The sequence below is a fragment of the Saccharopolyspora sp. SCSIO 74807 genome, from assembly GCF_037023755.1.
Classification (GTDB): domain Bacteria; phylum Actinomycetota; class Actinomycetes; order Mycobacteriales; family Pseudonocardiaceae; genus Saccharopolyspora_C; species Saccharopolyspora_C galaxeae.
In genome coordinates this window covers 5,327,895-5,342,133 of record NZ_CP146100.1, presented here as the reverse complement: position 1 = coordinate 5,342,133, position 14,239 = coordinate 5,327,895, and the positions used below count along the sequence as shown (strand labels likewise).

The window sequence follows — 14,239 nt, the reverse complement described above, 5'->3', positions numbered from 1 at the left end:
ACGGCGGCCACCGACCACAGGTCAACCGACCCAGTACGTTCCGGGATGCGCGGGGATCAGCGGCGCATGCTGGAGCGGCTCGTCTGGATGCGGGACGTGCATGACCAGCCGACCGGCGTTGGCGGGCGCATCATCGGGCACGCGGCGCACGGAAAAGGTGAACGCTCCGCGCGGGTCCCCGACGTTGATCGAGACGGTGACCGAGCCCTGCTCGGGCTCCGTGCGAATCGCAGCACCGTTGACCCACGCCAGCGGCACCCGCTGCGGGCGGTGCGGGCCGCGTACAACCTCCGCAGCCGCGTCATCGACGTCCGGATCGCCAACGGGCTCGGAGGCCTCGCACGCCCACTCGCCGCGTTCATCGACGTAACCGCCAGAGGTGTCGTAGACGGGAATGCCACACACCGAGCAACGGAATTCCGTGTCGTCGGCGGCGTTTTCCAGGTTGATCACCGAGTCGGCGTCGTCGTGATCGATGGAGATCATGTCACCATTGGCGGACAGCACGAACACAGCACACCTCACAAGGAAGATCGGAAGAACGGAAGCGACGAAGGGAGCGGCCGCACGCGGGGCGAGTGCGCATGTGCGCCCGGGGCCGGCCGCGCGCGGTCAGAAGCCGCAGACGAATCGGATGGATTTGCCGCAGGCCGGGCACTCGACATAGGCGCGGGAACGGTCGTCGAACGGCACGCGCACGAGGTCCGTCACGCTGTAGGTGTTGACGTCGGCGCTGTCCCACGCGTGCAGGTGCACGGTGTCGTTCGTGCTCCACCGGTGCCCCCGCGCACACTCGCCCTCAGCGTTCGAGTAGTCGGCCCAGTCGGTCATCTCGACGGCCGAGTGGTGCACGGTCGGCGCGACGTAGCGGCCGACCTCATCGGCCACCACGACCATCAAATCGCCCAGCGAGCCCGCCGAGAACACGACAAACCCGAAGTCGTCGGCGAGCAGGTGATCGGAGAAATTGAACAGGAAATGCGCGCCCAAAGCGCCCCGTCCCCATGCAACCCGGACGGCTCCTGGCCGGTACGGGCAACCGCCCACCCGATCAGTGCATCATCGTCTGCGTAGCGGTGACTATTCCTGTCCATCCACGCGCGCAGATCCTCAGTCAGCCCCGGGGCATAGGTGCCCCTGTCGTCGATCCACGCTTGCGTATCGACGCTCAGGTGACCGTCACCGCGACGCCAAGCCTCAACAGAAACCAGAGTCATGAGTATCCCTTTCGGGGTTTACCGCTGCGCGGGATAAACGGGGTGCCAATCCCATTTGATCCCTCGGTGATCAGCTTCTCGGAACTCCGTTTTTGCCCCCGTGTTCCGATGTATCTACCGTAACGCCGGCGATGCTTGGTGCCAAGTCGAAACTGCGGCGTTTTTCAAGATTTTTCGACATGCAGCCAGATCCCGCTGGAGTTTCGCTAGAATGTCTATTTCTGTCGATCAGGCATTAGGGGTGACACAGAGAGCAGCAATAGGAGAGCAAGTGGTGGCGCGGAAAGTGGGAAGTATTGCGATGAATCGGGAATTCGGAGCCCATGGGTCAATCCCGCCGTCTATTGTTGGCTAGTTGCTCTCCTCCTGCTCCCCGCCACAGTCGTCAACAAGTTCCCGTGGGGTGCCGAGGCTGGGTTGCCTCGACCGGCGGGCGAGTCCCACTTGTCCTGCAACAACAGCGCGCGCAGGGGTTTGCCGCTTAAGGTCTGGTGACCGGCCCAGTGAACAGCCCGGGGGCGCCCCGAAGAACGGACACGGATTCTGATCACCGCAAGGCGCACAGTCGGCGCCGCAACGAGCCATTATGTAACGTCGCTGGGGAACTTGCCGATGTGCAATTCTCCGTCGCCGGGATCGCTGTGCAGGAGCGTGCGTGTCGAGGCTGCCTCGCGCTAGTTTCCCGGTGACCTAGAGGTGATTCGTGTGGGGAGTGTGTCATTCTCGCGGGTCAGGATATCCGATACTGGTCTCCGGGCATTGTGGGGGCAGCCCTAGGCACTCTGCCGTCGAGAGGCCGTTGTGCACTGCGGCCAGAAGCCGGGAGGGTGCCGCTTGTCGTGGAGTGGCGCTCTGAGGTGAGGAATCGGGCGCGGGCTTCTGTGTCGTCTTTCAGGTCAGACGTGAGTGCAATCAGGCGGGAGTTCCCGGCCCGGGGAGCACGCAGGCGGCGTCTGACTCTTCGTCTCGTTGATAGCCAAACCCGGACTATTGATTCCTGCGGTGAAGTTCGGGGAAGCGATGCGCATGGTTGGAGGTAGCAGCGTCAGACCGGTTGGCTGCTGCGGCCACTTTTACGCCTGAACCCAATATGGCTTAGTGTCCTAACTCGCGCGGCAACATCGCCGAAATCATGACGTGCGCGACGAAACAGTCCCTTATTCTCGATGTCTTCGCTCGGAAACGACTGGCGGCTGGAATGGTTCTCGCAGCAGCGCCGCGGCACCCCCTCGATCCCCTGCAATTGGAGCACCCATGGCAATGAGCGATCGTCTCGAACCTCGAACTCACGACGCGGTCCGAAAACACTACTCTCCGGTGACCCGTGGCGTCACATCCGGTGACCGGGAGTGCGTTGGAGACCAGTTCACGAGGCAACGATGACCGTCACCGACACGCATTATCCGGTCGTGGTCGTCGGCGGTGGTCAGGCGGGCCTGTCGGCCAGCTACTGTTTGCGGGAGCGCGGGATCCGGCACGTGGTGCTCGAGGCGAACCGGCTCGGGCATGACTGGCGGACCCGCCGGTGGGAGTCGTTCTGCCTGGTCACGCCGAACTGGCAGTGCGCACTGCCCGGATTTCCGTACAAGGGGCCGGACCCGGACGGGTTCATGGTGCGCGACGAGATCGTGTCCTACCTCGAACGCTACGCCGAGCTCTTCGACCCGCCGCTGGTCGAAGGGGTGAAAGCGACCCGGTTGCGGCGCACCGATGCGGGCACGTTCGTGCTTGACACGACCGCGGGCAGGCTCAGCGCCGAGCAGGTCGTGGTCGCCACCGGTGCGTATCACGTGCCCAGCACCCCGCGCATCGCCGAACGGATCCCAGCCGGGATCACGCAACTGCACTCGGCGGACTACCATAGCTCCGAGGCGTTGCCACCGGGTGAGGTACTGGTGGTGGGCAGTGGTCAGTCCGGCGCACAGATCGCCGAAGACCTGCACCTGGCCGGGCGGCGCGTGCACCTGGCCGTCGGCAACGCTCCCCGGGTCGCGCGGTTCTACCGGGGCCGCGACTGCGTGGCGTGGCTGGAGGACATGGGCCACTACGCCAAGAGCATCGACGAGTTCGCCGATCCGGCTCAGGTGCGCGGCCGGGTCAACCACTACGTCACCGGCCGCGACGGCGGACGCGACATCGACCTGCGCGCCTTCGCCGCCGACGGGATGCGGCTCCACGGCCGGTTGGACGACATCCGCGGCGGCACGGCGAGCTTCGCCGGCGACCTGGCGTCCAACTTGGACCACGCGGACCAGGTGATGGAGTCCATCAAGGACGCCATCGACGCCCACATCGCCGCTCGCGGCATCGACGCTCCCGAAGAGCCGCGGTACGTGCCGGTGTGGGAGCCCGGACCGGAGCACCCGCGCGAGCTGGACCTCGCGGCGGCCGGGATCACCTCGGTCATCTTCGCCACCGGGTTCCGGCCGGACTACACCTGGATCGAGGTGCCGGTCTTCGACGGCCGGGGCTACCCCACGCACTGGCGCGGGGTGACCAGCGCTCCCGGCTTGTACTTCCTCGGGCTGCCCTGGCAGTACACCTGGGGCTCCGGGCGGATGGAGGGCGTCGGCCGGGACGCGCGCTACCTCGCCGAGCGCATCGACGCCGCGCGCCGGATCACCGACGTGTGCGGCACTTTGACCGGCCCGCCGCCGTCGCTGTCGGCCGAACCCCTGATGAGCTGAGGACCCCACGGTGACCAGACTGGTATTCGACGCCCACCGGCATCTCGGCGCGCTGCCCGCCCACCCCTTCTACGGCGGGCCCGCGGTCAACCCCGACACCACGGCTCGAGCCACGGTCGACGGGCTGCTGGCCGACCTCGACGCGGAGGGCACCGAACGGGCCCTGGTGCTGCCGAACTACGGCGTGCCGGACCCCGACGTCGCCTTCGCCCACAACGAACTCGTCCTCGAAGCCGCGCAGCGCGACGACCGGGTGCGCGCCGGGCTGTGGGTCTCGGCCCGGCCGGAGGACCGCGAGCGGACCGCGAAAGCGCTGGCCCTGGCGGGGGAGAGCGGCGTTCGTGCGCTGAAGCTGAGCTTCCTGCTCGGCGGCTCGCCCACCGCGCCGGAGTGCCTGCCGCAGCTGGACGAGATCTTCGCCGTCGCCGAACGCCACGGCCTGGTGGTGCACGTGCACACCTCGCCGGGCGCGGCCTCGGACATCGACCAGGTCGGCACGCTCGTCGACCGCTACGCCGACCGGGTGCGGGTGCACCTGGTGCACTTCGGCGGCGGGATGAGCGGCCACATCAAGCTCGTCGGGTCCCGGTTCTTCGACTGGATCACCGCGGGCAAGCACGTCTACACCGACCTCTCCTGGGCCATCGGGTTCGCCCCGCACTGGCTTGCTCGGGAGATCGAGCACCGCGGCATCGGTCACGACCGGGTGCTCTTCGCCAGCGACCAGCCGTGGGGCGACTTCCCCGGCGAGTACGCGCGGATGCGCGCCGCGGCAGGCGACGGCGAACTCGGCGAACTCGTGTTCCGCGAGACCTTCGCCGCGCTCTACGACTGACAACCCCGAAACCGGAGGAGACGAACCATGTCCGAGGCCGTTGATCTCACCGACGTCGAGCAGAAGTCCCGCGAGGAGATCCCGCACCCGTCGCTGCCGGAGGGCTCCAGCATCTACGGGTCGACCAAGGTCTTCCCCGACTACGAGGCGGAGAACGGCGAAACCTACTTCACCCTCGTGCACGGCATCGCGCACGAGTCGTCGGTGAGCTTCGTGGCCGTGCTGCAGGCGACCCGCGCGCTGCGCAAGGGATTCGAGTCGGCCGTCTACTTCTACGGGCCCGGCTCGCTGAACTGCCTGGCCACCCGCGGATTCCCGACCACGGGCAACTCCGCGTTCCCCGGTGAGCACAACATCAACAACCAGCTGAAGTCCTTTATCGCCGAAGGCGGCAAGGTGTACTGCTGCCGGTTCGGCCTGTCCCTGCACGGAGCCCGGGAGGAAGACCTCATCGAGGGCGTCATCCCGACCCACCCGCTGGACGTGCAGGACGCGATCATCCACTACGCCCGCAAGGGCGCGATCATCAACTCCACCTACCAGCTCTGAGGTTCCCCGCGTGCGCTGCGAGGCGGAACCCGGAGAGAGGCCGCCTCGCAGCGAGCGCCGACGTTTTCTCGTGGAGGTGTGTCGTGAGCGTTGGTACCGAACGGACACCCAACAGCACGGCCGTGGACGTGCGGATCACGACCCGTGCGGAGCTCGCTCTGCGCGGGATCCGGCTGGACGCCGAGGTGGCGCGGCCGGCGGGCGCGGGCCCCAGCGACGACGGGCACGTCCTCGTCGACGGCGCCAACGCCGCGCTGCCCACCAACCCCGCCAGCCCGTACTCGGTGCGCGACGGCCGGGTGTGGCTGGGCGAGGAGGACACCGGGGTCGAGCTCTTGCCGGTGCACCGGCCGAAGTTCTACGGCCTGACCACGGCGGACGGTGTCCGCTACGAGCAGATCGCCCGACTGCACGGTGCCGACGTGCTCGCCACGACGGTGGTGCAGACCTGCATCCGCTACGCCGAATCCGATCGCTGCCGGTTCTGCACCGTCGAGGAGTCCTTGCGCGATGGTGCGACGGTGGCGGCCAAGACCCCGGCGCAGCTGGCCGAGGTCGCCGAGGCCGCCGTCCGGCTCGACGGCGTGCGGCAGATGGTGATGACCACGGGCACCACCACCGGGCCCGACCGGGGCGCGCGCAACCTGGTGCGATCGGTGCGCGCGGTGCTGGAGGCCGTGCCGGGGCTGCCGATCCAGGTCCAGTGCGAACCACCCGGCGACCTGCGCTGGATCACCGAGCTCCGCGACGCCGGTGCCACCGCGATCGGCATCCACGTCGAGGCGCTGGACGAGCAGGTGCGGAAGCGCTGGATGCCCGGCAAGTCGCAGGTGCCCCTGGCTGAGTACGAAGCTGCCTGGGACGAGGCCGTGCGGGTGTTCGGCCACAATCGGGTCTCCACCTACCTGCTGGTCGGGCTGGGTGAAGACCCCGATGAGCTGATCGCCGGTGCGGCCGGGCTCATCGAGCGCGGGGTCTACCCGTTCGTCGTCCCGTTCCGGCCGATGGCGGGAACCCTCGCCGCCCGCGACGGGATCGCCGCGCCCAGCGGAGAGCTGCTGACCTACGTCAGCGAGGCGGTGGCGAGGCTGCTCCGCGACGCCGGGATGTCGGGTGCCGACCAGGGCGCGGGATGCGCGGCCTGCGGGGCCTGCTCGGTCCTGAAGACGGCGGGCGGGTGAGGACGTGATCGCCTACGAGGAGCTCCTCGCCCCGGTGGCCGGACAGGTTCCCGACGTCCTGTCGCTGCTCGGCGACCACGCGAGCCTGGCCCGGCGCCCGGCGTTCCGGATCGAACCGGCTGACGCCACGACGATGCCCGCCTACCGGCGACTGCGGCGCGAGGTTTTCGTGCAGGAGCAGGGCCTGTTCAACGGCACCGACCGGGACGAGCGCGACGATGACCCGCGCACCGTCGTCCTGGTCGCGCGCTCCGCCGAGGGTGCGGTGCTCGGCGGGGTGCGGCTCGGGCCGGCCACCGACGGTCCCGACATCGGCTGGTGGCAGGGCGGCCGGCTGGCGGTCGGCCGCGCCGCACGCGGTACCAGCGGCGTCGGGCCGGCTCTGGTGCGGGCCGCCTGCGCGCACGCTGAGAACGCGGGGGTGCTGCGGTTCGAAGCCACCGTGCAGCGGCGCAACGAACCGCTGTTCGCCCACCTCGGCTGGCATCGAGTACGCGAGGTCCGCACCGCCGGTGTCCCGCACGCGCTGATGCGCTGGCCGGTGAACCGGGTGCAGGACCTCGTCCAGACCACCAAAACCGCCCTGGGACCGCTCCTGACCACCGGACTCCCGGGAGACCTGGGCGGTGCCGGATTCGTGGGCGATGACGGTGCCCCGATTCCGGGCAGTGATCTGGTTGCAGCGTGCGACGCGATCGTGCCCTCGATGGTCGAGCGCGACCCGGACTGGGCGGGCTGGTGCTCGGTGCTGGTCAACGTCAACGACCTCGCGGCGATGGGTGCGGAACCGGTCGGCCTGCTCGACGCGATCGGCGCCCGCAACAGCTCCCACGCCACCCGCGTGCTCACGGGCATGCGCCGCGCCGCGCAGGCCTACAGCGGGATCCCGCTTCTCGGCGGGCACACACAACTCGACGTCCCGGCCGCACTGTCGGTCACCGCCCTCGGCCGCACCTCGCGACCGATACCCGGTGGTGGCGGCCGTCCCGGTCACAAAGTGCGGCTCACAGCGGATCTGGGAGGCCGATGGCGTCCCAACTACCCAGGGCGGCAGTGGGATTCGACCAGCCACCGGCGAACACCCGAATTGCGCGCCATGCTCGGTTCCGCAGCGTTGGCACAGCCCGCCGCGGCCAAGGACGTCTCGATGGCCGGGATCGCCGGAACCCTGGGCATGCTCGCCGAAGCCAGTGGCTGCGCCGCGGTGCTCGACGTCGCCGACATCCCACGCCCCGCCGCGGCCAACGTCGGCGACTGGCTCACCTGCTTCCCGGGATTCGCGATGCTCACCGCCGACGAACCGGGCACCGACCCGCCACCGGCGGGTCCGGCCACCAGTGCCGAGTGCGGTCGGCTCGTACCCGGGTCGGGAATCAGGCTGCGCTGGCCGGACGGAGAACTGACCGACGCGGTCACCGCGACAGTGACCGGATTGGGGAACGCATGACCACGATGCGCATGGCCGCCGTCGCCGCCGAGTTCGGCCGCGACCTGGAGCACGACTTCGTCCTCGTCGAGAAACTCATCGACAAGGCCCGCTCCGCCGGCGTCGAATTGCTTGCCCTGCCCGAAGCGTGCCTCGGGGGCTACCTGCTCACCCTTGACGGCGGCACCGACGACCCCGGCCCGTCCGCGCTGGAGCTGGACGGAGCCGCGATCCGTCGGCTGTCCACGCTCGCCGGGGACATGACGGTCATCGCCGGGTATTGCGAGCAGGACGGTGAGCGCCGATACAACAGCGCGGTGTGCGTCAGCGGTGACGGTGTGCTCGGCAACCACCGCAAGGTGCACCAGCCTCTGAGCGAGAACGCCAGCTACGACTCCGGCGAGACCTTCCGAGCCTTCGACACGCCAGTGGGTCGGCTGGGCATGCTGATCTGCTACGACAAAGCTTTCCCCGAGGCGGCCCGCGCCCTTGCCCTGGACGGCGCCGAGATCGGCGTGTGCGTGTCGGCGTGGCCGGGCTCGCGCACCAACGCCGCCGCCGACCTTGCCGAGGACAGATGGAAACGGCGCTTCGACCTGTTCGACCGGGCCCGAGCCCTGGAGAACCAGGTGGTGTGGCTATCGGCGAACCAGGCCGGAACCTTCGGTTCGCTACGCTTCGTCGCCAGCGCCAAGGTCGTCGAGCCGGGCGGCGACGTGCTCGCTGACACCGGAGTCGACGCCGGAATGGCGGTCGCCGACATCGACGTCAGTCGCGCCCTCGAAACCGCGCGCAAGCACATGGGCCACCTCCGCGACCGGCGACCCGACACCTACCCAGCAGAAATGCGCATCACATGAGCACAGTACGCATTGCCGCGGCCTCCGCCCACTTCGGGCGCGACCTGGATTTCGACCTGTCCCGCATCGCCAAGATCATCGATGACGCCCGCCGAGCTGAAGCCCGGCTGTTGGTGCTGCCCGACGCCGCTCTCGGCGGCTATCTGGCAGACCTGCGCCACCCTGACCCCACCGCCCTGCCCCCCGCGCTCAGCCCGGATGACCCGGTGATCGCGCAGGTCGCCGCGCTGGCCGCCGAGATGATCGTGTGCGTCGGCTACAGCGAGGACGGCGGCGACGCCCGCTACAATGCCGCGGTGTGCGTCACCGGTGACGGCGTGCTCGGCAGGCACCGCAAGGTCCACCTGCCCGCCGGCGAGGTCGCCGCCTACTCACCGGGAGAGTCGTTCGACGGCTTCGACACCCCGATCGGCCGGCTGGGCATGCTCATCGACTACGACAAAACCTTTCCCGAATCGGCGCGGTCACTGGCCCTCGACGGGACGGAAATCCTGTCGTGCCTGTCGGCGTGGCCGACGAGCATCACCAACCGTGCTCCCCGAATGGCCCAGGACCGCCAGGCCAAACTCTTCGACCTCTACGACCAAACCCGAGCCGCCGAGAACCAGGTCGTGCTCGCCTCGTCCAACCAAACCGGATCGCTGGGCGGCATGCGCTTCCTCGGCCAGGCCAAGGTCGTCGGGCCAGGCGGCGAGATCCTGGCCCGCACCTGGTCGAAAGCCGGCCTCGCCGTCGCTGAAGTCGATGTGAGCGCCGAGATCGACCGCGCACGACGGGTACTGCGGCACCTCGACGAGCGCCGACCGTTTGCCTATCGAGGGGGCGCAGAGTGAAGATCGCGCTGCTGAGTTACTCCACCAAACCCCGCGGCGGCGTCGTGCACACGCTCGCCTTGGCCGAAACGCTCGCCGGCGCCGGCGAAGACGTGACCGTCTGGAGCCTGGGTCGAGGCGGCGACACCGAATTCTTCCGGGCTGTCGACCCCGCGGTGCGGCTGCGGATTGTGCCCTTCCCCAACGGCCCGGCCACCGAAACCGTCGGCGAGCGCGTCCTGCGCTCCATCGACGTGCTCGGCGCCGCATTCACACCCGACGACTACGACGTCGTGCACGCCCAGGACTGCATCAGCGCCAACGCCGTCGGCAACTGCGTGCGAACCGTACACCACATCGACCACTTCACTACACCCGAACTCGCGGCCTGCCACGAACGCGCCATCACCACCCCGCACGCGCACATCTGTGTCTCACACGCCGTCGCCGACGAACTCGCCCAAGGCTGGGGAATCAAAGCCGAGGTCATTCCCAACGGCGTCGCCTACGCCCGCTTCGCCACCACACCCGAAACACAACGCCGACGCTGGAAGGACCAACTCGGCCGCTACGTCCTCACCGTCGGCGGAATCGAACCCCGCAAGGGTTCACTGGACCTGCTGGAGGCCCACGCACACCTGCGCGCGCAAGACCCCGACCTCTCGCTGGTCATCGCCGGCGGCGAGACCCTGTTCGACTACCGCGACTACCGACAGCGCTGGGAAGCGCGCGCGCAGGAACTCGACCTCGAACCCGTCATGCTCGGCCCTGTCGAAGACGACGAGCTACCCGCACTGGTCGCCTCCGCCGACGCGTTTGCCTTCCCCTCCACCAAGGAAGGATTTGGCCTGGCCGCGATGGAAGCACTGGCCGCCGGCACCCCGTTGGTCGTGCGAGACCTCCCGGTCTTGCGCGAGATATTCGGCAAAACCGCGCGATTCGCCGACAACCCGCGAACCTTCGCCACCGAACTCGTCCAGGCGATCAACGAGAACTCCCCCCAGCGCAAGCAAGCAGGTCGAGCCCTAGCAGCAGCACACACCTGGCAGGCAGCAGCCGAACAGCACATCGCCTTCTACCGAACCCTGATGTGAGCATGCCGTTTGTCGCGCGCGCAGAGACAGTCGGCTCGTGGCGTACCGGCACCTCGGCGCCTATGGTGTGTACGAGCTTGCTGGCGCGCTCCCTGCCGATTGACGTACGGAAGGCGAAACCAGCGCCCTTTTTGTCTTATTAAAGCACTAGGTCAGCTTGCTCTGGCCGATAGTGACTTCATCTCGGAGATCGAGTATGCCCATTCATAAACTGAAATTATGATCATGCGGTCGGAGTCGAGTGAGCGTGCCATAGGAGCTCAGTCGTGCCCTGAACTAGCGCTTGAAAGCGTCTCATGTGGCTTGTTTGGCCTTCGTTATGTTGCAGCAGTTTGCGCGACGGTGTGGCAAGTTCGAAGGTGCCGGCAGGGTTCGTAGCGGGTGATCAGGCGTCGGTAGCCGGCCAGCCAGGCGATGCTGCGTGCGCCCCAGGGCTTATGACTGGCGGAACTCAGCCTGAAGTGACCGGGCCAGCATCAGTGTGTTCGGGTGTGGACGTTCGCCGATGTCGGCGAGGGTTGTGGTCAGCAGCTCGACGGTGCGGCTGATGGCGTCGGTGAGGCCGAGTTCGGCTTGGGTGCGCATGATGTCGCGGTAGAGGTTCTCGTTGTGCGGGTCGAGGCTTCTGGCGTGTTCGAGGAGTGGGAGTCGCCGTTCGGGGTGCTGGCGGTGGGCGGCGGCCATTCCGCTGAGCGCGTCGACCGCGGTGCGGTGAGCGGCTTCGCGGGGGCCGTCGAGCCAGAGCGCCGAATGGCCGGCGGCGAGTTCACCGCGGTAGGTGCGCACGATCCGCTCCCACGCGGCGAGACGCTGTCGTTCGGTATCGGCGCGTCGTTGATCGCGCTCGGCAGACAGGAATTCCCAGTAGTCCACGGCGACGAGGTCGGGGTTGAGGGCGACGTGTTCGTCGTCGTGGCGGACGAGATCGCTGACCGGCTCACCGGTGGCTGCAGCGAGGCGTTTGTGTAGTTGCGAGACGGTGGCGTAGTAGGAGTTGTACCGGCGGTTTCCTCGTGCGTCGGGCCAGAGTGCTTCGCGGACGGCCTCGCGGTAGGTGCCGGTCGGGTGCAGTGCGAGGAACAGCAGCAGCGCCCGGTGCTTCGGGGCCAGCGCGGAGGTGAAGTCCTGCTCGGTGCCATCGGGTCGCTGCCAGGTCAGCGTCGGGGGCCCGAACACCGTCAACTGCGCAGGCGGAGCGGGCGTGCGCGCGAGCGCGTCGGCGGCGGTGGTCGTCTCCGCGGGTTCGTGCTCGGAGTCTTCGGTGGAGGTCACGGGGAGCTCGTCGTTGTGCGCGACCGAAGTGCCTTGTAGCGACGCTTCCGTCGGGAAGTCCTGCCCACCACAGGCCGGGCGCGGGCCGTGGATGCGTTCCTCGGCCGTAGACGGCTGCTCGGCGTGTTCCTCCGTTCCCACGACGGCGTCTCCGTGCTCGGTAGGTGTGGGCGGCTCGCTATCGGCCCTTGGCCGGATGGCGGCATTGTCGTCACCAGCCTCGCCGACGTGGGAGCGCGCAGGCGCGCTGAGGAAGGCAGGTCCGTTTGCAGGAGCTTCGGGTGGGAGTTCTTCGTCGCGGTGGTCCGGTGCGACCGGCAGCGAGTACACGGCTGGGAGCGTGCTCGTCGGCGGGTGGGGCACGCGGCGCCTGCGCCACCGGTAGGCCGCGGCGAGGGAGCCGGCGGCCGCGAGTCCCAGCACGATCCCGGCTTCGCCCCGGATCGGCGGTGCCTCGATGCCTGGCGTTGGGGATTCGGCGTGGGGTTCAGGATCCGGGGCCGGTGTCGAGGGAATGTGCTCGGGGCGCGGTGGGGGCTCTGCGGGGGTCTGCTGGCTCGGCTCGGCCAGAGGAGCCGGGGTGGGCGGGAGTGCCAGGCGCCAGCCGGGCATGAGGGTGTCGGGGTTGTGCAGTGCGGTGTGGCTGGGTGTGGATTGGGTGCGTCCGCGGTTGAGCGCGTAGATCTCCTGCCAGCGTTCGGGGTCGCCGAGGTGGTGTTCGGCGAGGCCGGCGAGGGTGTCGCCGGGGGTGACGGTGATCCACCGGGTGGGGGTGGGGAGGTGTGGTGGGTGCAGGTGGTCGGCGTCGGTGGGCATGTGGAGCCATTGCCCGGCGCGCAGGACTTGCGGGTGCGGGGTGAGGTGGGGGTTGAGCTCGGCGATCTCGCGCCACCGGGTGCCGTCGCCGAGGTGTGCGGCGGCGAGGGTCCAGAGGCTGTCGCCGCGGTGGACGTAGGCGGCGGGGCCGAGCAGGGACGGGTCGGGGTCGCGGTCCTCGTCGGTGGTGGCCCCAGCGGCAGGTGTGCTCGTGGGGGAGTCGTGCTGGGGCTGGTCGGGTTCGCGGGGTGCGCTGGTGGTGTTCTCGGTGGGCGGGGTGGAGGCGAGGCTGGGTGCGGCGGTGCCGGCGAGCGCGGTGGTGGTGACCACCGCGGTGATCCACCCGCGGAGCCCGCGCGGGCGGTGGATTCGGAGCCGGTGGGCGCCGTAGCGCACGACCGCGAGGGTGTCGGCGAGAAGGCAGCAGATCAGCACTGCCCACAGGCTCCAGAGCACGATCAGTCCGATGAGGACGATGATCTCGTCAGTGGGCAGTTGCAGCCGGATCTCGTGGTAGGCGGCGATCATCCAGTCGCGGAGGTCGGGCCAGGCGAGGCGGTCTCGCGGACCGATTCGGCGCCGGCGTTGATGACCTGTCCGGCTTCGTCGACCAGAGGCTGGAGCATGCCGGGGATGAACTCGCCGATGATCCCGAAGAAGCTGGGCGGGGCACCGAGCCCGCCGGCGCCTCCACCGGTGCTCGACAGGGTTTCGGAGACGTCGGTGAGGTTGCGCCGATGGGTCTCCAACTCGGTCGTGATCAGGCCGAATCCCTGCGTCACGTCCACGTCCTCCTGCTCTCGCAACTGCCGGTGACACGCGTGATCGTAGAGGTAACCTCTTCGGCGAGTCGCAAGTTTTCCGGTTGTGGCAGGCGAACTCGTGGCCAGGAGGGTGCAGAGATGTCCGGGGGTCCGGAGGAGATGCGGCAGCGCATCGACGCATGGGCGGCGCAGGTGCAGGCCAAGGCCGAGTTGTACCGGGCCCTGACCGCGGAGATGGACAAGATCACCGACAGAGGTGAGGCGGGCAACGGCGCGATCCGCGTGACCGTGGACCGCAACGGAGCCCCGGTGAACATCGAGCTGACCGACGATGTGCGCACGATGCGGCCGAACCACTTGGCCGGTGAGCTGATGACCGCCTTCCGCAAGGCGCAATCCACCCTCGGCGACCAGGTCGTCGGACTCATGCAGGAGAAGGTCCCCGACGACACCGCCAGCATCGCGGCGATGGCCGACAACTACGCCCGCCAGTTCCCGGCCGAACCCGACGAGGCCGCCGAGCCGTCCTCGCCGCCCCGCCACGCCGACGATGACGACGAGGACTTCTCCAGCCGCAGCTTCCTGCGCTGACCGGTGATGATGCGAGGCGGGGTGCCGCTGGTTCAGCCGTCGCTCGTAGACTTCAGCGACTGCCTCCGGCGCACAGGAGAACTGCCGATGCGCTGCGCAAGCACGGCTCCATGACACCTCGATAGCGCGTCCGCG

General features: G+C 68.6%; 13 protein-coding genes. 9 read left to right on the top strand and 4 right to left on the bottom strand.

Annotation, left to right across the window (positions count from 1 at the left end; translation table 11 throughout):
• Positions 1-21: 21 nt before the first annotated feature.
• Both V1457_RS24490 and V1457_RS24485 read right to left on the bottom strand, forming a co-directional pair.
• Positions 22-513, bottom strand: a complete 492-nt coding sequence (locus tag V1457_RS24490; protein ID WP_338597152.1) for a hypothetical protein — start codon at positions 511-513, stop codon at positions 22-24.
• Positions 514-612: 99 nt separating this feature from the next.
• Positions 613-990 carry a hypothetical protein gene (locus tag V1457_RS24485; RefSeq protein WP_338597151.1) on the bottom strand — a complete coding sequence of 126 codons (378 nt, stop codon included), beginning with the start codon at positions 988-990 and terminating at the stop codon, positions 613-615.
• A gap of 1,606 nt (positions 991-2,596) precedes the next feature.
• Between V1457_RS24485 and V1457_RS24480 the strand changes: the two genes are divergently transcribed.
• From V1457_RS24480 to V1457_RS24445, 8 genes are all read left to right on the top strand, one after another.
• A complete protein-coding gene (locus tag V1457_RS24480) occupies positions 2,597-3,904 on the top strand; it encodes an MSMEG_0569 family flavin-dependent oxidoreductase (RefSeq protein WP_338597150.1) in 1,308 nt (435 codons plus the stop codon).
• Between the two features lie 10 nt (positions 3,905-3,914).
• Positions 3,915-4,739, top strand: coding sequence for an amidohydrolase family protein (locus tag V1457_RS24475; protein WP_217649799.1), 825 nt, complete (start codon positions 3,915-3,917; stop codon positions 4,737-4,739).
• Between the two features lie 27 nt (positions 4,740-4,766).
• On the top strand, positions 4,767-5,288 hold the full coding sequence (locus V1457_RS24470) for an MSMEG_0572/Sll0783 family nitrogen starvation response protein (RefSeq protein WP_338597148.1): 522 nt from the start codon (positions 4,767-4,769) through the stop codon (positions 5,286-5,288).
• A gap of 83 nt (positions 5,289-5,371) precedes the next feature.
• The gene (locus V1457_RS24465; RefSeq protein ID WP_338597146.1) at positions 5,372-6,469 is read left to right on the top strand and encodes an MSMEG_0568 family radical SAM protein; all 1,098 of its coding nucleotides are present in this window, start codon (positions 5,372-5,374) and stop codon (positions 6,467-6,469) included.
• 4 nt (positions 6,470-6,473) lie between these two features.
• Positions 6,474-7,916: an MSMEG_0567/sll0787 family protein gene (locus V1457_RS24460; protein WP_338597145.1), complete on the top strand. Its 1,443-nt coding sequence runs from the start codon at positions 6,474-6,476 to the stop codon at positions 7,914-7,916.
• Complete coding sequence (locus tag V1457_RS24455; RefSeq protein ID WP_338597143.1) at positions 7,913-8,755, top strand: carbon-nitrogen hydrolase family protein; 843 nt, start codon at positions 7,913-7,915, stop codon at positions 8,753-8,755. The genes V1457_RS24460 and V1457_RS24455 overlap by 4 nt, the downstream gene beginning before the upstream one ends.
• Complete coding sequence (locus V1457_RS24450) at positions 8,752-9,588, top strand: carbon-nitrogen hydrolase family protein (RefSeq protein WP_338597142.1); 837 nt, start codon at positions 8,752-8,754, stop codon at positions 9,586-9,588. Before V1457_RS24455 ends, V1457_RS24450 begins: the two co-directional genes overlap by 4 nt.
• Positions 9,585-10,661: an MSMEG_0565 family glycosyltransferase gene (locus tag V1457_RS24445; protein WP_338597141.1), complete on the top strand. Its 1,077-nt coding sequence runs from the start codon at positions 9,585-9,587 to the stop codon at positions 10,659-10,661. Before V1457_RS24450 ends, V1457_RS24445 begins: the two co-directional genes overlap by 4 nt.
• 435 nt (positions 10,662-11,096) lie before the next feature.
• Here V1457_RS24445 and V1457_RS24440 read toward each other — a convergent pair whose 3' ends face one another.
• The gene (locus V1457_RS24440; RefSeq protein WP_338597139.1) at positions 11,097-13,277 is read right to left on the bottom strand and encodes a LysM peptidoglycan-binding domain-containing protein; all 2,181 of its coding nucleotides are present in this window, start codon (positions 13,275-13,277) and stop codon (positions 11,097-11,099) included.
• The gene (locus V1457_RS24435) at positions 13,274-13,537 is read right to left on the bottom strand and encodes a hypothetical protein (protein ID WP_338597138.1); all 264 of its coding nucleotides are present in this window, start codon (positions 13,535-13,537) and stop codon (positions 13,274-13,276) included. Before V1457_RS24435 ends, V1457_RS24440 begins: the two co-directional genes overlap by 4 nt.
• Positions 13,538-13,651: 114 nt before the next feature.
• On the opposite strand from V1457_RS24435, the gene V1457_RS24430 reads away from it, so the two are divergent.
• The gene (locus V1457_RS24430) at positions 13,652-14,104 is read left to right on the top strand and encodes a YbaB/EbfC family nucleoid-associated protein (protein ID WP_338597137.1); all 453 of its coding nucleotides are present in this window, start codon (positions 13,652-13,654) and stop codon (positions 14,102-14,104) included.
• Positions 14,105-14,239 lie beyond the last annotated feature (135 nt).